Source organism: Micromonospora sicca, assembly GCF_003172935.1.
Lineage (GTDB): Bacteria > Actinomycetota > Actinomycetes > Mycobacteriales > Micromonosporaceae > Micromonospora > Micromonospora sicca.
In genome coordinates this window covers 1-19,428 of the sequence record NZ_QGKS01000280.1, presented here as the reverse complement: position 1 = coordinate 19,428, position 19,428 = coordinate 1, and the positions used below count along the sequence as shown (strand labels likewise).

Genomic DNA, 19,428 nt, shown 5'->3' with positions numbered 1-19,428 from the left:
GCACGCCACAACGCACTCCCGGAACCGGGTCCTGACGTGTCACGATTCAGGGCACGGCGTAGGGCGCGCCGCGGCGAGGAGCACCGTCGGGTGCGACGAGGAGGGTGTCCGGTGTCAGCGGGTGGGCCCCGTCGGGGACGGCGGGACAACGGGCTCGACGCGAGCGAGTACGCCGTCGCGGGTGACGTGGATCCGCGCGTCGGCGAACACCTGCTCGACGTGCTCGCCGCCGGCGGCATCGCCGCGTACCTCCAGCCCTCCGCCGACCTCAACCCGGTGACCCGCACCACCACCGTGCCGTCCCGGCCGGTCGACCGGCTCTACGTCGACCGCTCCCACCTGACCACCGCCCGGGATTACCTCACCCAGCTCGCCGACGAGGGCACCCCCGAGCCGGCCCGGGACGACGAGCCCGACATCGAGGCCGAGTGGGCGCGGATCGTCGCCGCCTTCGACACCGCGCCGGCCCCCGGGAGCCACCCCTGGCCCGCCGCCGAGGACGTGGACGACCCGGTCGACCCGTCCGAACCGGCCGGCGGGGCGTCCCCGCGCACCGGGGCCGAGGAGTCCGGCGGGCCGACCGCCACCGACGTCCGGCGCCTGCCGTACGCGGCCGACATCTCCGGGATCTCGGTCAGTCGCGGCCGGCAGGACGAGCCGTCGCTCCTGGACGGCCTGGACACCTTCGGCGCCGACCTGCCGGCGGACGCCGACGAGGAGCACTACACCCCACCCCCGCCGCCCCCGCTGCCCCGCTTCTCGAAGTACACGGTGGTCGGCGTCATGGCCATCGTCGTCGGCTTCGCGCTCTTCCTCTACCCCACGGCACTCCCGGTCGACCCCTCGGTGGTGACGCTGCTCGGCTTCACCGGCATCCTGGCCGGCTTCGTAACCCTGATCTGGCGGCTGCGTCCGGGCGACACCGACGACCATGACCCGGACGACGGCGCGGTCGTCTGACCCCGCCCTTGGGCGGGCGCCCGCATCCCGGGACGGCGATGGACCACCGGCCGGTGACGTAACAGTGGTGTAACTTACGGTCAGTAGGAATACCGCTGTCCGTCACTTCCCCCACTGACTGCCCGGTTCCTCCCCGCTCGCGGCGGTCAGCCCCTGCTGATCGGAATGCCCGAGATGCGACAGAGTCCCCTCGTGGTGGTCGCCAACCGCCTCCCCATCGACGACAGTCTGGCGCCGGACGGCGCCTGCGAGTGGCGCCGCAGCCCCGGGGGCCTGGTGAGCGCCCTGCACCCCCTGCTGCGACATACCCCGGCCACCTGGGTCGGCTGGGCGGGCGGCACCGGCCCGGCGCCCCACCTGCCGGAGGTGGACGGCGTCCGCATGCACACCGTGCCGCTGACCGCCGAAGACCTCCGCGACCACTACGAGGGCTTCGCCAACGCGACCCTCTGGCCCCTCTACCACGACGCCGTCGAGCAGCCCGAGTACCACCGCCGCTGGTGGGAGGCGTACCAGCGGGTCAACCAGCGGTTCGCCGAGGCCGCCGCCGAGGTGGCCGAGCCGGGCGCCCTGGTCTGGGTGCAGGACTACCACCTGCAACTGGTCCCCGGCCTGCTCCGGGCGCTCCGCCCCGACCTGCGGATCGGGTTCTTCCTGCACGCGCCGTTCCCGCCACCGGAGCTGTTCATGCAGCTCCCGCGCCGGGTCGAGCTGCTGCGCGGAATGCTCGGCGCCGACCTGATCGGCTTCCAGCGGCCCCAGGCGGCGCACAACTTCGCGCAGCTGGTCACCAAGGTGCTCGGCCTGCCCGCCACCGACCGGCGGATCGGCGTCGGCGGCCGGGTGGTCCGGATCGGCGCCTTCCCGGTCTCCATCGACACCGCCGAGATGGCCGCGCTCGCCGCCCGGCCGGAGGTCGCCGACCGCGCCCGCCGGCTGCGCCGCGACCTCGGCAACCCCGAGCACGTCATCCTCAGCGTCGACCGGATGGACTACACCAAGGGCATCGAGCAGCGGCTCAAGGCGTACAGCGAGCTGCTGGCCAGCGGCGACGTCAAGGTGCGGGACACCGTACTGATCCAGGTGGCGGTGCCCAGCCGGGAACGGGTCGGCCAGTACCAGATCCTGCGGGAGCGGGTGGAGCGCGAGGTCGGGCGGATCAACGGCGAGTTCGGCCGGGTCGGCGAGCCGGCGATCCACTACCTCACCCAGACCTTCGACCGGGCCGAGCTGGCCGCCCTCTACCGGATCGCCGACGTGATGGCGGTGACCCCGCTGCGGGACGGGATGAACCTGGTCGCCAAGGAATACGTCGCTGCCCGGGTGGACGACACCGGCGCGCTGCTGCTCAGCGAGTTCGCCGGGGCGGCCACCGAGCTGTCCCAGGCGTTCCTGGTGAACCCGCACGACCTGGAGGGGCTCAAGCAGGAGCTGCTCGCCGCGCTGCGGGCCGCGCCGGCCGACGTGGCCGCGCGGATGCGGGCGATGCGGAAGCACCTGCACCGCAACGACATCCACGCCTGGGCCCGGTCCTACCTCAGCGCGCTGGACGAGAGCGGCTCCCTGCTCACCCGGCTCGCCGGGACCGACTGAGCCGGCCCGACGCCGAGGGCGGCGCTCAGCCGGCCGCCGGCGCCGGGTCCTTCTCCAGCCAGTCGAGGATCGCGTCGATCGGCTCCCGCCAGCGGGCGTCCAGCATCAGGTCGTGGCCCATGCCGGGGAAGAGCAGCGGGGCCGAGGCGTACCGGCGGGCGGCCCGGGTCAGCGCGGCGGCCGGCACCACCCGGTCGTCGGGGCTGCCCAGCACCAGCACCGGCGGTCGGCCCACCGCCGGCTCGGGCTCCCGGCCGGTCAGCAGCTGCCACTGGGCGCGGCGGCCGGCCCGGCCCAGCCGGGCGGCGTACCGGCGTGCCTCGGCGTCCGGCAGTTCCCGGCTGAACAACTGCCGGCGGCTCAGCCGCAGGCCCCCGCCGAAGACCGCCGGCAGGGTGCCGCCGGGATTGCGCCGCAGCGCGGCACCGAGCGTCCCCCAGCCACCGAGCACCGGTGCCACCAGCACCGCGGCCCGGGCCGGGTAGCGGGCCAGCGCGTGCGTGACCACCCGGGCCCCGGCGCCGTGCCCCACCAGCACCGCCCGCCGCGGCAGGCCCGCCGCCACCTGGGTCACGTCATGGGCGTACGACCGCAGCGTCGCCCCCGGCGCCGGCTCGCTGCCGCCGTGCCCGCGCAGGCTGAGCGCGTACGCGGGGAAACCGCGGGACGCCGCGTGCTCCAACCAGTGCTCGGCGAACGCCCACGCCCCGTGCCCGAACCCGGGCACGAAGAGCAGCGGTGGTCGACCCTCCTCCAGTTGCGGCACGGCGCTGAGCACCTCGCGACGGGCGGGGCGCTCCGGTCGGGCCCACTCCCGGGCCCGCACGATCCGCACCCGCTCGATACTCACTGGGCCACCCCTTCGTTCGCGACTGCGGGGCTCCGCTTCGCTGCACTCCTCGCGCTCACCGGGCCAGCCCTTCGTTCGCGACTGCGGGGCTCCGCTTCGCTGCACTCCTCGCGCTCACCGGCCGCCTTCCAGCTCGTCCAGGGCGCGCTGGACGGCGCGCAGGTAGTCGGCGTGGCCCACCTCGAACCAGTGGCGGGTGCTGTCCTTGACCGCGCCGGAGTAGCGCTCGCCGACGCCGGCGGCGACCTTCTTGGCGAACGCCGCGGCCCGGTCCGGCCGGGTGGCCCGCAGCCGCAGCAGGCGGGCGAAGAGCACGCTCTGCCAGTGCGAGATGGTGAAGACGCCGGAATCCGGCTGCACCAGACCGACCACCGCCAGGGTGGGGTGCCCGGCGGTGAACTCGTTCAGCCAGAGCCGGGGCCGGCCGACGCCCTCGTCGTCGCCAAGCACCTTCGCCTCCAGGAACTCGAAGCGCGGCAGGTAGCCGGTGGCGAAGATGACCAGCTCGGGGTCGATCTCCCGGCCGTCGGTCAGCTCGACCGACCGGTCGTGGAAGCGGGCCAGCTCCGGCACCGGGCTGATCTCGCCGTGACCGACGTAGTACACGAGCTGGCTGTTCGCGATCGGGTGCGTCTCGTAGACCCGGTGGTCCGGCTTGGGCAGGCCGAACCGGGTGAGGTCGCCGACGGTGAGCCGCAGCGTCCAGTGGTAGAGCCACTGGCGGACCCGCAGCGGCACCCGCAGCGCGAGCAGGCTGTCGTTGACCTGGTCGGCGGGACGGCCGAGGACGTACTTCGGGGCGTACCAGTAGCCGCGGCGGGTGGAGTGCCAGCAGCGGGACGCCTGCTGGGCCGCCTCGACCGCGATGTCGCAGCCGGTGTTGCCGGCGCCGACCACCAGCACCCGCTTGCCGCGCAACTGCGCCGGGTCCTTGTAGGACGAGGCGTGCATCACCTCGCCGCGGAACCCCTCCAGCCCCTCGTAGCGGGGCAGCTTCGGCGACCAGTTGTGCCCGTTGGCGACGACCACCGCCGCATACCGCGAGGTGCGCTCCGGGCCGTACCCGCCGGTGCTGCGGGTGGTCACGTCCCAGCGGTCCCCCTCGACCGGCTCCACCCGCACCACCTCAGTGCCGAACCAGATGTGCCGGCGCAGGTCGAAGTGGTCGGCGTACCGCTCGAAGTAGGACAGCAGCTGGCTGTGGTGCGGGTAGTCCGGCCAGTCGTCCGGCATCGGGAAGTCGGGGAACTGGGTGAACGGCCGGGACGAGATGAGGTGGGTGCTGGCGTAGACCGGGCTGCGGTCGTGCCGCCAGTTCCAGGCCCCGCCGACGCCGGTCTCCCGCTCGTAGCAGTCCACGCCGAAGCCGTGCTCGGCGAGGTTCTTCACCGCGGTGAGGCCGCTGGCCCCGGCCCCGATGACGCAGACCGTGTCACCCCGGTCCGAGACCGGGCGGCCGTCCGGGGTCTGGGCGAGCGTCCCCGGCGCAGCGTCGGGGCGGCCGAGGTCGGTGGAGGAGGACACCGGGGAATCTCCTTATGTACGGCACGGTGTGCCGGGTCGCTGCGAAATCCTGCCGACAACTCCCGCCGTTGTCCAGCCCCGCCCGCCGGCCGCCGCCGGTGGCGGCTCAGTCGACCGCGGGCAGCAGCAGGTCCACCAGCACCGGGAAGTGGTCGCTGGCCCGGCGGGTCAGCGGCGTGTCCACCACGTCGTAGTCGACCACGGTGACCCGCGGGTCGACGAAGAGGGCGTCGATGCGGCGGCGCGGGTCGGCACACGGGTAGGTGTGCCGGTCGGCCCGGTCGGCGGCGACCGCGGCGTCGGTCAGTCCCGCCGCGACGGTCCGCCAGGCCGGCCCGTCCGGCCCCTCGTTGAGGTCGGCGCCGGCGATCACCGGCAGCGTGGCGGCGGCCAGCTCGCGCTTGAACGCCGCGGCCTGGGCCGGCCGCTCCGCCGGGTCGGTGGACAGGTGCGAGCCGGCCAGCAGGAACCGCGCTCCGCCGACCCGGCACTCGGCGTACGCGGCGCCGCGCAAATGCCGGCCCGGGGTCAGCGGGTAGCGCTGGCAGCGGGTGCCGTACACCCGGACCCGGAGGCTGGTCAGCAGCAGGTTGCCCAGCGACGGCAGGCCGCCGGCGGCGACCACCAGCCCGAACGAATCGGCCAGCGTGGCGCACTTCTGCCGCCACCGGAACCGCCGCGGCGCCTCCTGCACGATCACCACGTCCGGCGCGGCCGCCCGCACCACCGCGGCCAGCGCGGCCGGGTCGTCGCGCTGGCTGTGGATGTTGTACGACACCACCCGCAGCGGCACCCCGCCGCCCGCTCCGCTCACCGGGCCGACCTTCCGCTCGCGACTGCGGGACTCCGCTCCGCTGCGTTCCTCGCGCTCACCGGGCCGACCTTCCGCTCGCGACTGCGGGACTCCGCTCCGCTGCGTTCCTCGCGCTCACAGCCGGCGGGCGAGGTCGGCGGCGCCGATGACCCCGGCGGTGTTGCCCAGCTCGGCCGGGCGGACCTCGGCCACCGGGAGCCGGCTGCGCTGGGCGAGGGCGTCGGTGAACGATCGGCGGGTCGGGCCGAGCAGCAGGTCGCCGGCCTCCACCACGCCGCCGCCGACGACCAGCACCTGCGGGTCGAGGATCTGCGCCATGTCCGCGAGGCTGGTGCCGAGCCAGCGCCCGACCTGGGCGAACGCCTCGGCGGAGACCGGGTCGCCGCCCTGCGCGGCGGCGGTCACCATCGGGCCGGTGACCGCCTCGGCCTCCCCGCCGGCCAGCTCGAGCAGGGCGGTGGCCCGGTGCGGCTCCTGCCGGGCGGCGGCGCGGGCGAAGCGGACCAGGGCGCTGCCGCTGGCGTACTGCTCGATGCAGCCCAGCCGGCCGCAGCCGCACTGGTGGCCGTCCGGGACGGTGAGCATGTGCCCCAGCTCGGCGGCGATGCCGTTGGCGCCGCGCAGCAACTCCCCGCCGAGCACGATGCCGCCGCCCACGCCGGTGCCGATGGTGAACATGACCATCGAGTCGTCGGCGTGCCGGGCGGCGCCGTAGCGGAACTCCGCCCAGGCCGCCACGTTGCCGTCGTTCTCCACGATCACCGGCAGGCCGGTGGCGTTGCTGACGTAGTCGCGCAGCGGCTCGTCCCGCCAGGCCAGGTTGGGGGCGAAGAGCACGGTGGAGCGGGTGACGTCGATCCAGCCGGCCGCACCGATGCCGACCGCCGCGATGCTGCGGCCCACGGCTAGCTCGGTGACCACCTCGATGATGACGTCCCGGGTCTTGGCCACGTCGTCGGCGGGGGTGTCCCGTCGGGCCTGCACGAGAACCTTGCCGGTGTCGTCAACGACACCGCCGGCCACCTTCGTGCCACCGACGTCGACTCCGATGGTCAGCGTCACCGCTGCCACTCCCCTCTGCTGTGCTGCCCGAACCGCCGTACAAGGTCCGGATGTCCGGTGGTCAGGCCCCGTCGCCTGGTGCGTCGCCCACCTCGCCGGACGCCCGCGAGGCGGGCACCACGGGACGGCCGGCCGGCCGCCGGGTCTTCACCGGCGCGTCCGGCCCGGCACCATCGGCGGGCGGCACGACGGGACCCGGATCGGCCGCGCCCTCCCCCCGGGTGGCGGCGGACCACACGTCCTGCTCGGGTGCCGGCTGAGAATCATGCCCGGAACGGGTGGCCTCGCGCCACACGTGGTCTCTCGCCTCGGCTCCCGCGGCCGGCTCCGTCGAGCCACCCTCCGGGGCCGGGCGGCTGGGCTCGGCCGGGGCGAAGGCGCGCAGCAGGCTGGCCACCCCCGCGGCCAGGTCCCCCGCTCCGGTTGCCAGCCGCTCGGCGAATTCGGGACTCGGATCACGCAACGCGGCGATACCTCGACAGACGGGGCAGATGCAGCATTCCGCCGAGCCGGTGGCGAAACCGGCGGGCCCGGAGCCGGCGCCGGACGCCGCGCCGTCCCCGCCGCCGGTCCGGCCGAAACCGGCACTGTGACCGAGGACACCCGAAAGGATCCCACCGAGCGGACCCCAGGGTCCGGCTCCCGGAGCCGAACCGGCCAGCCGGGCGGTCGCCAGCAGCATGGCGACCAGCCGTTCCGCCTCTTCCCGGGCCGAACCCGGATCCGTACTCCCCATGGTCGGCTCCTCTACCGTGCAGACCGGGTCGCCGGTCGGGTCAGTGGGCCGCACCGGGTGCTTCTACCCGGCGCTTGAGCTGCTTCAACGCGGTATCCATGATCATTTTCTCGGCCTTGCGCCGAAACATGCCGAGCATGCCCACGGAGAGCTCCACCTCGAGCGTGTACGTCACGGTCGTGGTGCCGTCCGGGTTGCCGACCAGGTCGTACGAGCCGCGCTGGGCCTTCTGCATCTTCGAGGGCTCGACCAGGTGCCACTCGATCCGGGAGAGGTCCTCGGCGTACTCGTAGGCCAGCACGTACTCGTCGGCCAGCACGCCGGCGTCGATGGTGAACCGGACCTGGCTGGCGTACCCGTCCTCGTACTCCTCGACCACCTCCGCCCGCCGCACCGCTTCGGTCCACTCCGGGTAGCTGGGGAAGTCGCAGATGACCGTTGCCACCTGGTCCGGTGGCGCGTCGATGATGATCGACTGGGTGGAGGAGTCCGCCATGGGGGGAGGCTACCCGGCGGCGGTCCCGCGCGCGTCGCTCCACCCCCACGCCGCACCACGGCGGCGCGGGCCCGGCGTCCCACCAGCCGGGCGGGCAACCTCCCTACCTCACCCCCCGAGGTGGACGGGTAGGTTTCGACAGAGCCGACCCACGGCGGCCCGCCAGTGCGAGCACGAGGGAGTGCAGGTGCGCGAGTTCTCCGTTCCGCCTATCGTCACCGTCGGCGACGCGGCAAACCTGACCGACCCGGTCTGGGACAACGCCGAGGTCGCCCCGGACACCGTGCAGTTCGTCCGGCCGGCGCCGGCCGGAGCGGCGGGCCAGGTGGACGTGACCTGCCGGGAGTTCCGCGACGAGGTGGTCGCGGTGGCCCGGGGACTGGTGGCCGTCGGCATCTCCCCCGGTGACCGGGTCGCCCTGATGAGCCGCACCCGCTACGAGTGGACCCTGCTCGACTACGCCATCTGGGCGGCCGGCGCGGTCACCGTGCCGATCTACGAGACCTCCAGCGCCGAGCAGGCCGCCTGGATCCTCGCCGACTCCGGCGCGGTCGCCGCGGTGGTGGAGTCCACCGGCCACGCCACCCTGGTCGCCGGCGTCCGGGACCGCCTGCCCGAGCTGCGCCAGGTCTGGCAGATCGAGCTGGGCGGGGTGGACGAACTGGTCGCCGCCGGCGAGTCGGTCGACGCGGCCGAGATCGAGGTACGCCGCAAGACGGTGAAGGCCGGCGACATCGCGACGATCATCTACACCAGCGGCACCACCGGCCGGCCCAAGGGCTGCGTGCTCACCCACCGCAACATGTACGCCGACATCGCCAACGCGGTGCCGGTGCTGCCGAACCTGTTCCGCCCGGGCGCCTCCACCCTGCTCTTCCTGCCGCTCGCGCACGCCTTCGCCCGGCTCATCCAGATCGGCGTGGTGCAGGCCCGGGCCACCATGGCGCACTGCGCCGACACCAAGAACCTGGTCGGCGAGCTGCAGGACTTCAAGCCGACCTTCGTGCTCTCCGTGCCCCGGGTCTTCGAGAAGGTCTACAACGGCGCCCGGCAGAAGGCCGAGGCGGAGGGCAAGGGCAAGATCTTCGACCGGGCCGAGAAGGTCGCCATCGCGTACAGCGAGGCGCTGGAGACCGCCGACGGGCCGAGCTTCGGCCTGCGCGCCCAGCACGCGCTCTTCGACAAGCTGGTCTACCGCAAGCTGCGGGCCGCCCTCGGCGGCCGCTGTCGCGACGCGATCTCCGGCGGCGCCCCGCTCGGCGCCCGGCTCGGGCACTTCTTCCGCGGCATCGGCGTGACCGTCTGCGAGGGCTACGGCCTCACCGAGACCTCCCCCGCCGCCGCCGCGAACCTGCCCACCGGCACGAAGATCGGCACGGTGGGCCGTCCGCTGCCCGGCGTCGCGGTCCGGGTCGACGACGACGGCGAGATCCTGATCTCCGGCGACCTGATCTTCCAGGGGTACTGGCACAACGAGACGGCCACCGCCGAGGCGCTGACCAGCGACGGCTGGTTCCGCACCGGCGACCTGGGCCAGCTCGACGAGGACGGCTACCTCAGCATCACCGGCCGCAAGAAGGAGATCATCGTGACCGCCGGGGGCAAGAACGTCGCCCCGGCCGTCCTGGAGGACCAGGTCCGCGCGCACCCGCTGATCAGCCAGTGCGTGGTGGTCGGCGACCGGCAGCCGTTCATCGCGGCGCTGGTCACCATCGACGAGGAGGCGCTGCCGAAGTGGCTCGCCGCGCACGACCGGCCGGAGACGGCCAGCGCCGCCGAGCTGCGGGACGACGAGGCGCTGCGAGCCGAGGTGCAGAGCGCGGTCGACCAGGCCAACCAGGCGGTCTCCAAGGCCGAGGCGATCAAGGTCTTCCGGATCCTGCCGCAGGACTTCACCGAGGCCACGGGCGAGCTGACCCCGTCGCTGAAGGTCAAGCGGCAGGTCGTGCACAAGACGTACGCGGCGGAGATCGCCGATATCTACCAAGGCTGACTACGATCCGTCACGTGCCCGCCTCCACACCCAGCCAGCCCCAGACGCAACCCCTCGCCGTCGCCGCGCGCGGGGTCCTGCTCGCGCTGGTCGCCGTCCTCACCCTGTTCGCCACCCGTGACGTCGCCCAGCTCTGGTGGATAGCCCTGCTGGGCGTCGCCGGGCTGCCGGCCGTCCTCGCCCCCCAGCATCGGCTGCTCGGCCCGCTCAGCCGGTTCGCCGAGGTGGTCGTCCTCGGGCTGGCCGCCAGCCAGGTCGCCGCCGACACCCACTTCACCGGCGTGACCGGCGGGCTGGGCGCCTCGGCCGTGCTGCCGTACCTCGCCGTGCCGGTGACCGTGACGGCGCTGCGCCGCCGGTTCGCCGAGGGCGCCGCGCTGCTCGCGGTCGCCGCAGCCACCCTGCTGGTCGCCGGCGCGCTCACCGAGGTCGACGGCGGCCGCCAGCTCACCCAGCCCGGCTACCTCGCGGTCTGCGCGCAGTGGCTGATCCTCGCCGGGCTCGGCCTCTACACCGCCCGCACCCTGCAGCGGGTGATGCGGGTCCGCGGCGAGGGCAAACCGCAGCCGTACGCCGAGGCCACCCGGCTACTGACCCAGCTCCGTACGGTCGCCCGCCAGCTGCCCGGGGCCACCCTCGACCCGGGTGGCATCTCCGAGCACCTGCTGGAGGAGCTGCGGGTGGTGGCGAAGACCGACCGCGGCGCCGTGCTCTCCGCCAGCGGCGGCGGTCGGCTGGTGGTGCTCGCCCAGGTCGGTGTGGACCGGGTCGACTGGGAGACCACGCTCGACGCGGACTCGGCGATCGCGGACGCCTGGGCCAGCCAGCAGGCGCAGACCTCGGCCCGCTCCCAGTCCCGCTCGCACCGCGGCGGGGAGGTCTCCGCGCTGATCGTGCCGCTGGTCGCCGGGGTCCGGACGGTCGGCCTGGTGGTGCTGGAGGCGGACGCCGGGCACGCCTACCCGCCGCCGGTGGTGGCCCGGGTGACCGCGCTGACCGGGCCGGCGGCGCTGCGGCTGGAGGCCGCCCTGCTCTTCGACGAGGTGCGGTCGCTGGCCACCAACGAGGAGCGGCAGCGGCTGGCCCGGGAAATCCACGACGGGGTCGCCCAGGAGCTGGTGATGGTCGGCTACGGCATCGACAACGCGCTCGCCACGGTGCACGATGACGCGGAGGAGACCGCCGAGTCGCTGCGGACGCTCCGTCAGGAGGTGACCCGGGTGATCACCGAGCTGCGGCTGAGCCTGTTCGAGCTGCGCAGCGAGGTGGACCGGCACGGCGGCCTGGCCGCCGCGATCGCCGAGTACGCCCGCACCGTGGGCGCGTCCGGCGGCCTGCGGGTGCACCTGTCGCTGGACGAGTCGACCGCCCGGTTGCCCGCCGCCACGGAGGCCGAGCTGCTGCGGATCGCGCAGGAGGCGGTCACCAACGCGCGCAAGCACGCCGGGGCCGCCAACTTGTGGGTCACCTGTGAGGTGGACCCCCCGTACGCTCAGATCGAAGTGTCGGATGACGGTCACGGCATCGGTGACCAGCGCCCTGACGGGCACTATGGTCTTGCGATCATGGCCGAGAGGGCGGAACGTATCCGGGGCCGGTTGGAGATCAGGCCGCGGCAACCCAGCGGCACGACCGTGGCGGTGGTACTTGGCTCCTCGCCCCGGCGCGATAAGGTGCGCGGCAGCACAGCAGCAGAAGGGGAGTAACCCGAGGATGACCACAAGTCCGACACCGGCCACCCGTACCAAGGTCCTCCTTGTCGACGATCACGACCTGATCCGCAAGGGTCTGCGGCACGCCTTCGAGCGGGACCGGCAGTTCGAGGTCGTCGGCGAGGCCGCGACGGCGGCGGAGGGCGTACGCCAGGCGGGTGCGCTGCAGCCGGACGTGGTGATCATGGACCTGCGCCTGCCCGACGGCAGCGGGCTGGAGGCCACCCGAGCGCTCCGCAAGTCCAGCGCGTCGATGGGCATCGTCGTGCTCACCATGTACGCCGGCGACGACCAGCTCTTCGGCGCCCTGGAGGCGGGGGCGAGCGCGTTCGTGCCGAAGACTGCCCCGGCCGACGAGGTGGTGGCGGCCGCCCGGCACGCCGCCTCCTCCCCCAGCGCGTTCACCGCGGCCGACCTGGCCGAGGCGATGAAGCGCCGGCTGGCCCCGTCCGGCCCGCAGCTCTCCCCCCGCGAGGGCCAGGTGCTGCGGCTGCTCGCCGACGGCATGAGCGTGGCGGGCATCGCCAAGCAGCTCTTCGTCAGCGAGTCGACCGCCAAGACGCACATCTCGAAGCTCTACGAGAAGCTGGGCGCGGCCAACCGGGCCCAGGCGCTGATGACCGCGCTGCGGCTCGGTCTGCTGGAGGCCCCGGACGCCCCCAAGTTCTGAAGCTCCGACAGCCCACGGCAGAGGCCCGCGTCCGTCCCGGACCGGGCCTCTCCGGCATTCCGGGCGGCTGCAGCTGCGTAGGGTCAAAGGTCGACCGCGCAGCGACCGCGGTCTTTGCACCGCCACAGCGGGCGGGCAGAATACCGGGTGGCCCACCGGGCCGTGGCACTCACGCGGTGTTGACAAAAAGGGGCAAGGGCATGCAGCGGCCGGACTGGGCACCCGACACGATCGACATCGAGCGTCCCAGCGTGGCCCGCATGTACGACTACTACCTCGGCGGCTCGCACAACTTCGCCGCCGACCGGGCGGCGGCCCGGGCCATGGTGGAAGCCGTACCGGAGGCCCCGCTGATGGCCCAGGCCAACCGGGCCTTCCTCCGCCGCGCGGTGCAGTTCCTGGCCGACTCCGGGGTGCGCCAGTTCCTCGACATCGGCTCCGGCATCCCCACCGTCGGCAACGTGCACGAGATCGCCCAGCGGATCGACCCGGAGTCGCGGGTGATCTACGTCGACGTCGACCCGGTGGCGGTGGCGCACAGCCGGGAGATTCTCCACGGCAACGACCGGGCCACGGTCATCCAGGAGGACCTCCGCCGGCCGGAGGCGATCCTGGGTCATCCGGAGGTCACCAAGCTGCTGGACTTCTCCCAGCCCGTCGCGGTGATGATCGTGGCGGTGCTGCACTTCATCCCGGACTCCGACCGGCCGGAGGAGATCCTCCGGACGCTGCGGGCGGCCCTGGCGCCCGGGAGCCACCTGGTGATGTCGCAGGCCAGCGACGACGGTCGCCGCGAGACCGGGGAGCGGGCCGAGGCGGAGCGGGTCTACCGCCGCACCGACAACCAGCTCTGGATTCGCAGCCGCGCCGAGCTGGCCGCGCTCTTCGACGGCTTCGAGCTGGTGGACCCGGGCGTGGTCTGGGTGCCGCAGTGGCGGCCGGAGTCCCCGGAGCAGGCGGAGAACGCGGAACAGGCGGTCTTCATGGGCGGCGTCGGGCGTCTCGGTGGGTGAGGGGGCCGCCGGGGCCCGCTCCTGCCCCGGCACCTTCGCCCGGGCCTGGGCCAAGGCGGTCGCCGGGACGAGCTACCTGCCGATGACCGAGGCCCAGCTGGAGTCGCTGCTGCAACGGCTCACCGAGCGGCTGGCCGCGGCGATCCAGGCCGAGCCGTTCGACCTGCGGATCGGTCAGCAGGTCGGCGCCGAGCTGGTGGCGGCGCACATCGCCTCGGCGGAGGGGCTCGGCCGGACCGTGGAGGTCATCCAGCTCCGCCTGGTCCGCGACCTCGGGCTGGTCGCCGACGAGGTCGAGGACCGGATGGCCCGGCTGCTGGCCACCGTGGCCACCGGGTACGCCCGCGCCCTGCGCGACCGGACGCTGGACGAACAGGAGTCCATCCGCCGGGCCGCGATGGTGGCCCGGGCGCAGGCCGAACGGGCGCTGCGGGACAGCGAGGCCCGGTTCCGGCACCAGGCCACCCACGACCCGCTCACCGAGCTGCCCAACCGCACCCTGTTCACCGAACGGCTCTCCGCCGCCATCGACGAGCCGGGCCGGGGCGCCGACCGGGTGGGCGTCTGCTTCCTGGACCTGGACCGGTTCAAAGTGGTCAACGACTCCCTCGGCCACCAGGTCGGCGACTCGCTGCTGGTGTCGGTGGCGCAGCGGCTGCGCCGGGCCCTCGGCGAGCACCTGGTCGCCCGGCTCGGCGGGGACGAGTTCGTGATCCTGGTCGAGCGGACCGCCTGCACCGACGACGCCGTCAAGGTCGCCGAGGCGGCCCTCGCGGTGGTGAGCGAACCGGCCCTGGTGGACGGCCACGAGCTGACCGTGTCGGCGAGCATCGGCATCGTCGAACGGCAGGTGGCCGGCACCTCGCCGGGTGAGCTGATGCGGGCCGCCGACAGCACGCTGCACTGGGCCAAGGCGGCCGGGGGCGCCCGCTGGGCCCTGTTCGACGCCGACCGCAACCGCCGCGAGCTGGCCCGGTACGCCCTCTCGGCGGCCATCCCCACCGCCCTCGACCGGGGCGAGTTCTATCTGGACTACCAGCCCCTGACCTCGCTGCGGAACGGGCGGGTGCTCGGCATGGAGGCACTGGTCCGCTGGCGCCACCCCGAGCTGGGCGTGCTCCGGCCGGACAGCTTCATCGGGCTGGCCGAGGAGACCGGGTTGATCGTCCGGCTCGGCGGTTGGGTGCTGGCCGAGGCCTGCCGGGAGGCGGAGGGCTGGTCGGCGGGGCACGACGACCCGCCGTTCGTCAGCGTCAACCTCGCCGTCCGCCAGGTGCACCGCCCGGGCCTGGTGCAGGAGGTGCGGGGCGTGCTCCGGCAGACCGGGCTGCCCCCGGATCGGCTTCAGCTGGAGATCACCGAGAGCACCATGATGAGCACCGCCGAGGAGCCGGTACGGGCCCTGCGGGTGCTGGCCGACCAGGGGGTGCGGATCGCCATCGACGACTTCGGCACCGGCTACTGCAACCTCGCCTACCTGCGGGACCTGCCGGTGACCGAGCTGAAGGTGGCCGGCGAGTTCGTGGCCGGCCTGCGCGCCCCGGCCGCCGACCCGGGCAGCCGTACCGACGAGCGGATCCTCGCCTCGCTGGTGTCCCTGGCGCACGCCCTGGACCTGACCGTCACCGCCGAGGGCGTGGAGACCGCCGAGCAGGCCGACCGGCTGCGGGCGATCGGCTGCGACGCCGGCCAGGGCTGGCACTTCGGCCGCCCCGCCCCCGCCGACCGCTTCCTCGCCCAGTGGGCCTGATTCCGGTACGCCGGATCCGGCCGAGGAGCAGGCGGCGTGGGTGGCCGCCGGGTCAGCCGGCGAGCAGGGCCGCCATCCGTTGCGCCTGGGTCTCCCAGCGCCACTCCCGCTCCACCCAGGCCCGACCGGCCGCGCCGAGCTGGCGGGCCAGGTCCCGGTCGGCGAGCAGCGTCGCCACCCGGTCGGCGAGCTGGGCGACGTCCCGACCCCGGACCACGTAGCCGGTCTCCCCCTCGCGGACCGCGTCCGGCGCGCCGCCGGAGTCGCCGGCCACCACCGGCAGGCCGGTCGCGCTGGCCTCCAGGTAGACGATCCCCAGGCCCTCGACGTCCAGGCCCCGGTTGCGGGTGCGGCACGGCATCGCGTACACGTCGCCGGCCGCGTAGTGCGCCGGCAGCTCCGCCGACGGCACCGAGCCGGTGAAGACCACGTCCCGCTCCACGCCGGCGTGCCGGGCCAGCTTCTCCAGCGCGGCCCGGTAGGGACCCCCGCCGACGATCAGCAGCGCGGCGTCGGGCACCCGCCGGCGGATCTCCGGCATCGCCCGGATCAGCATGTCCTGGCCCTTGCGCGGCACCAGCCGGGAGACGCAGACCACCACCGGCCGGTCGGCCAGGCCCAGCCGGATCCGGACCGGCTCCCCGTCCACGGACGGGTGGTACGTGTCCACGTCCACCCCCGGCGCCAGCCGGCGCAGCTCGGTCACCCCGTCCAGCACCCGGGCCAGCCGCACCCGGGTGTACTCCCCCAGGTACGTGGTGACGTCCACGCCCCGGCCGATCCGGCGCAGCGCGGCCCGGGCGCCGGGCAGCGCCGCCCAGCCGACCTCGTGGCCGTGGGTCAGGGCCACCGCCCGCCGGATGCCGGCCCGCCGGCGCAGCCCCGCCGCGAGCAGCCCGAGGGGGGCGGCCGCGCCGAACCAGACCGTGTCGCAGTCGTACGCGCGGGCCAGCTTCGCCGCCCGCCGGGCCACCAGCGGGGTGGGCAGCAGCACCCGGGTGCGTTCCCGGACCACCTCGAAGGGCTGGTCGGCGTCGAACTTCTCGGCCCCCCGCCAGCTCGACGCGTACACCACCACCGAGCCGGCGGGCTGGCGCACCGCCAGGTGGTGCACGAAGGACTGGATGCCGCCGGGGCGCGGCGGGAAGTCGTTGGTGACCAGCAACGTCCGGCTCATCGGCCGCTCTCCCTGGCGTAGGCGCGGGCGGCGGCCATCCGCTCCACGGTGGACGGATGCGAGGCCGACCAGAGGTACTCCCAGCGGGGCGGGTCGGGGTCGGCCAGGTTCACCCCGGCCAGCCGCCGCTGCATCGCCTCGAAGGTCGAAGGATCGCCGGTCAGGGCGAGCGCATGCGCGTCGGCCCGGGCCTCCACCCGGCGGGAGACCAGCGCCTGGACCGGCGCGGCGACCAGCCCGACGACCGTGACCAGCGCGATCAGCAGCGGGAAGGCGCGCGGCTCGGCCACGGAGTCCACCCCGGCCAGCCGCAGCAGCGGCGCCCAGGAACCGATCAGGTAGAGCGCGACCACCGCGGCGGCGGCGCCCAGCGCCCCGGTCAGGGTGCCGACCCAGACGTCCCGGTCCTTCGCGTGCCCCAGCTCGTGCGCGACCACGCTGGTCACCTCGGCCGGGGTCGCCTCGCGCAGCAGGGTGTCGTAGACCACCACCCGCCGGGTCGGCCCCAGCCCCGAGACGTACGCGTTGACGGCCTTCGTCCGCCGGGACGCGTCGGCGACCAGCACGTCGCGCACCGGCACACCGTCCCGGGCGGCCATGCTGATCAGCTCGCTGCGCAGCGGGCCCGGCTCCATCGGGGTGAACCGGTTGAACACCGGCTCGACCAGCACCGGGAGCACGAACGACAGCAGCACCACCAGCCCGGCCGCGCCGGCTGCCCCGAACGCCCACCACCAGCGCGGCGCGAGCCGGACCACGGTGTAGAAGCCGAGCAGCGCGAGCCCGCCGATCACCGCGCTGACCGCGTACGACTTGAGCAGGTCGACGGCCCAGCCGCTCCAGCCCTGGGTGCTCAGCCCGTAGCGGACCAGCACGGTCTGCCGCCAGGCGGCGAAGGGCAGGGTGAGCAGGTCGGCGAGGAGCATCACGGCCAGCCCGCCGAGCACCGCCCGGGCCACCCAGTGGCCGCCGAGCGGCCGGCCGGCCAGCTCCACCAAGCTGCTGCCGAGCGGGGTCAGCCCGAGCAGGAGGGCCACCGCCAGGCCGACGGCCAGCGCGCCGTACCCGCCGGGGCGCAGCGCGGCGTGGAAGGCCCGGCCACGGGTCACCTGGTCGACCGGGAGGGAGCGCAGCGCGGCGAGCTGGTCGGCGCGGGGCGCGGGGGGTCGACTCCAGGGGATCAGCAGGGCCGCCGTGACGACCAGCGCGACGGCCAGCCCGGCCAGGGTCAGCACCGCCCAGCCGCGCGGGCTCACCGCCGCGTCCTGTTGTCGCGCCGTACCCGAATCATGCCGCTCCTCCCGCCGTGATCGCTCATCCTATTGCCCGCCGCGCTCCGGCCGGCCCGGGCGTCGGCGCCGCGACCGTCCGCCGCCCGCGCCCACCGAGCGGGGCCGGGCGGCCGATGGCGGCGGCAGCACCTCCACCTCGAAGCCGGCGCGGGCGAACACCTCGATCGCCCGGTGCTCGGCGGCGCCGAGGTCGGCGGCCGGCGCGCCGGTGTCGAGCAGCGCGGTCACCAGGCAGCCGGAACAACCCGCCCCCCGGATCCCGCACCTGTCGCAGTCGATGAGCATGAACGCCTCCTGACGCGTCACGGCGGCGGCGGGCGGACGCCCGGTCGTGGCCGCCCGACCACCGTCGGTCACGTCGACGCTAGGCGAGGGGTGTGACAGAAACGGACAACGAGGTCGCAGCCATCCCGAAACCGATCAAGCGTCGTCAGGACCGGGCCAGCCGGCGCAGCAGCGAGTCCGCGCCGAGCGGATACGCGCCGTGCCGGCGTACCCCGTCGGCGACCTCGCGGTCGGAGGAGATCACCACCACCGGCCGACCGGTGGGTTCGGCGCGGACCAGCCGGCGGATCAGCTCGTCGGCGGTCTCGCCCTTGCGGGAGAAGAGCACCCGCACCCCCCGCGGCGTGGGCGGCAGGCCGTGCATCCGCTCGGCCCCGTCGAAGACCACGGTGATCTCGTCCCCGGTCTGCGCGGCGATCCCGCCCAGGCCGGTGATCAGCCGCTTGCGCTGCTGCTCCAGGGACATCTCGCCGAAGCCGCGCTTGGTCACGTTGTAGCCGTCGACGACCAGGTGGGCCCGGGGCAGGGCGAGCAGCTGATCCAGCCGGGCCGGGTCGTCGGTGTCCCGGGCCCGGGCGGCGGTGCCGGCCGGGGTGGTGGCCGACGGGTCGGCGAAGGCGTCCGCGACGAAGTCGGCCGGCAGCTTCTCGACCGGGTCCAGAGCCAGCTCGCGGCGCAGCCCGACGGCCGCCTGGCCGATCGTCTCCAGCAGCAGCCAGAGCCGGGCCTCGTCGACCGAACGCGCCTCCTTGGCGGTGGCCCGGGCCGCTCCCGCCGCCGACTCCGCCTCGGCCAGCCGGGCCCGGGCCCGGCGCAGCTCCGCCTCCGCGTCCGCGGCGGCCCGCGTGGCCCGGCCGCGCTCGGTGGCGAGCAGCTCGTTGGCCCGCCGCTCCCGGGCCTGGGTCTCGCGCAGCGTGCGGCTGAGCTGTCGGGACTCCTCGCGGAGCTGGCCCAGCTCCTCCCGGACCCGGGCCAGCTCGTCGCGGAGCTTCTCGGCCTCGACCCGGGCCACCGCCCGGTCGTGCTCGGCGCGGGTGGCCCGCTGCTCGGCCTCGCGGACCAGCTCGGCCACCACCGCGCTGTCCGCCTCGGCCCGGACCGCGGCGCCGCTCGCCTCGATCAGCTCCCGCCAGCCGCGCGGCCGGGCGAGGTACGCCAGGGCGGCCACCTCCACCGGGTCGGCGGCGGCCGGGGCGGTCCCCTCGACCACGGCGGCGCCGAGGTCGCCGGCGTCGGTCAGCACCCGCGCGGTGACCCGCTGCCGGAACAGCGGGTCGGCGGTGAGCTGGGCGGCGATCGCGGGCGCGCCCAGCCGGGCCCGGCGGTTGGGGGCGAACTTGGCCACCCGGCGCAGCGGAACCGGCACCTCGTCGGTGGGCATCGCCGGCAGCACCGCGGCGGTGAGCGCCACGATCCGCTGCCGGACCGGCTCGGGCAGGGTCGGCTCGGGCTCCGCCGCAGCGGGCTCGGTCTCCGGCGGGGCGGGCCCGGTCTCCGGCGG

17 protein-coding genes are annotated in these 19,428 nt (G+C 74.7%); 7 read left to right on the top strand and 10 right to left on the bottom strand.

Going from position 1 to position 19,428, the window contains the following annotated elements:
* Window positions 1-111 precede the first annotated feature (111 nt).
* Window positions 112-960, top strand: a complete 849-nt coding sequence (locus DKT69_RS22775) for a hypothetical protein (RefSeq protein ID WP_109803538.1) — start codon at window positions 112-114, stop codon at window positions 958-960.
* Window positions 961-1,134: 174 nt separating this feature from the next.
* Window positions 1,135-2,553 (top strand): alpha,alpha-trehalose-phosphate synthase (UDP-forming), encoded by a 1,419-nt coding sequence (locus DKT69_RS22770; protein WP_109803557.1) that lies wholly within the window; start codon window positions 1,135-1,137, stop codon window positions 2,551-2,553.
* A gap of 25 nt (window positions 2,554-2,578) precedes the next feature.
* On the opposite strand, the gene DKT69_RS22765 is transcribed toward DKT69_RS22770, so the two are convergent.
* From DKT69_RS22765 to DKT69_RS22740, 6 genes are all read right to left on the bottom strand, one after another.
* Window positions 2,579-3,397: an alpha/beta hydrolase gene (locus DKT69_RS22765; RefSeq protein ID WP_109803556.1), complete on the bottom strand. Its 819-nt coding sequence runs from the start codon at window positions 3,395-3,397 to the stop codon at window positions 2,579-2,581.
* Between the two features lie 120 nt (window positions 3,398-3,517).
* The gene (locus tag DKT69_RS22760) at window positions 3,518-4,927 is read right to left on the bottom strand and encodes a flavin-containing monooxygenase (protein WP_109803537.1); all 1,410 of its coding nucleotides are present in this window, start codon (window positions 4,925-4,927) and stop codon (window positions 3,518-3,520) included.
* Between the two features lie 106 nt (window positions 4,928-5,033).
* Entirely contained in the window at window positions 5,034-5,741 is a 708-nt protein-coding gene (locus DKT69_RS22755; RefSeq protein WP_109803536.1) for an endonuclease/exonuclease/phosphatase family protein, read from the bottom strand.
* Between the two features lie 114 nt (window positions 5,742-5,855).
* Window positions 5,856-6,812: an ROK family glucokinase gene (locus tag DKT69_RS22750; RefSeq protein ID WP_201749810.1), complete on the bottom strand. Its 957-nt coding sequence runs from the start codon at window positions 6,810-6,812 to the stop codon at window positions 5,856-5,858.
* Window positions 6,813-6,864: 52 nt separating this feature from the next.
* Window positions 6,865-7,539 (bottom strand): hypothetical protein, encoded by a 675-nt coding sequence (locus tag DKT69_RS22745; RefSeq protein WP_109803555.1) that lies wholly within the window; start codon window positions 7,537-7,539, stop codon window positions 6,865-6,867.
* 40 nt (window positions 7,540-7,579) lie between these two features.
* Complete coding sequence (locus DKT69_RS22740; RefSeq protein WP_109803534.1) at window positions 7,580-8,035, bottom strand: SRPBCC family protein; 456 nt, start codon at window positions 8,033-8,035, stop codon at window positions 7,580-7,582.
* Window positions 8,036-8,222: 187 nt separating this feature from the next.
* Between DKT69_RS22740 and DKT69_RS22735 the strand changes: the two genes are divergently transcribed.
* The 5 genes from DKT69_RS22735 to DKT69_RS22715 all read left to right on the top strand — a co-directional run bounded on the left by DKT69_RS22735 (window position 8,223) and on the right by DKT69_RS22715 (window position 15,173).
* Window positions 8,223-10,028: an AMP-dependent synthetase/ligase gene (locus DKT69_RS22735; protein WP_109803554.1), complete on the top strand. Its 1,806-nt coding sequence runs from the start codon at window positions 8,223-8,225 to the stop codon at window positions 10,026-10,028.
* Window positions 10,029-10,042: 14 nt separating this feature from the next.
* Window positions 10,043-11,734, top strand: coding sequence for a GAF domain-containing sensor histidine kinase (locus DKT69_RS22730; protein WP_109803533.1), 1,692 nt, complete (start codon window positions 10,043-10,045; stop codon window positions 11,732-11,734).
* Between the two features lie 7 nt (window positions 11,735-11,741).
* A complete protein-coding gene (locus tag DKT69_RS22725) occupies window positions 11,742-12,410 on the top strand; it encodes a response regulator transcription factor (RefSeq protein WP_007072219.1) in 669 nt (222 codons plus the stop codon).
* Window positions 12,411-12,610: 200 nt separating this feature from the next.
* Entirely contained in the window at window positions 12,611-13,423 is an 813-nt protein-coding gene (locus tag DKT69_RS22720; RefSeq protein WP_109803532.1) for an SAM-dependent methyltransferase, read from the top strand.
* A gap of 82 nt (window positions 13,424-13,505) precedes the next feature.
* Window positions 13,506-15,173, top strand: coding sequence for a putative bifunctional diguanylate cyclase/phosphodiesterase (locus DKT69_RS22715; protein ID WP_109803553.1), 1,668 nt, complete (start codon window positions 13,506-13,508; stop codon window positions 15,171-15,173).
* 52 nt (window positions 15,174-15,225) lie between these two features.
* Here DKT69_RS22715 and DKT69_RS22710 read toward each other — a convergent pair whose 3' ends face one another.
* From DKT69_RS22710 to DKT69_RS22695, 4 genes are all read right to left on the bottom strand, one after another.
* Entirely contained in the window at window positions 15,226-16,350 is a 1,125-nt protein-coding gene (locus DKT69_RS22710) for a glycosyltransferase family 4 protein (protein ID WP_109803531.1), read from the bottom strand.
* Entirely contained in the window at window positions 16,347-17,606 is a 1,260-nt protein-coding gene (locus DKT69_RS22705; protein WP_109803530.1) for a M48 family metallopeptidase, read from the bottom strand. The genes DKT69_RS22710 and DKT69_RS22705 overlap by 4 nt, the downstream gene beginning before the upstream one ends.
* A gap of 63 nt (window positions 17,607-17,669) precedes the next feature.
* Window positions 17,670-17,927, bottom strand: a complete 258-nt coding sequence (locus DKT69_RS22700) for a hypothetical protein (RefSeq protein ID WP_236648171.1) — start codon at window positions 17,925-17,927, stop codon at window positions 17,670-17,672.
* Between the two features lie 145 nt (window positions 17,928-18,072).
* A partial coding sequence (locus DKT69_RS22695; RefSeq protein WP_109803528.1) for an NYN domain-containing protein occupies window positions 18,073-19,428 on the bottom strand: 1,356 nt, incomplete at its 5' end.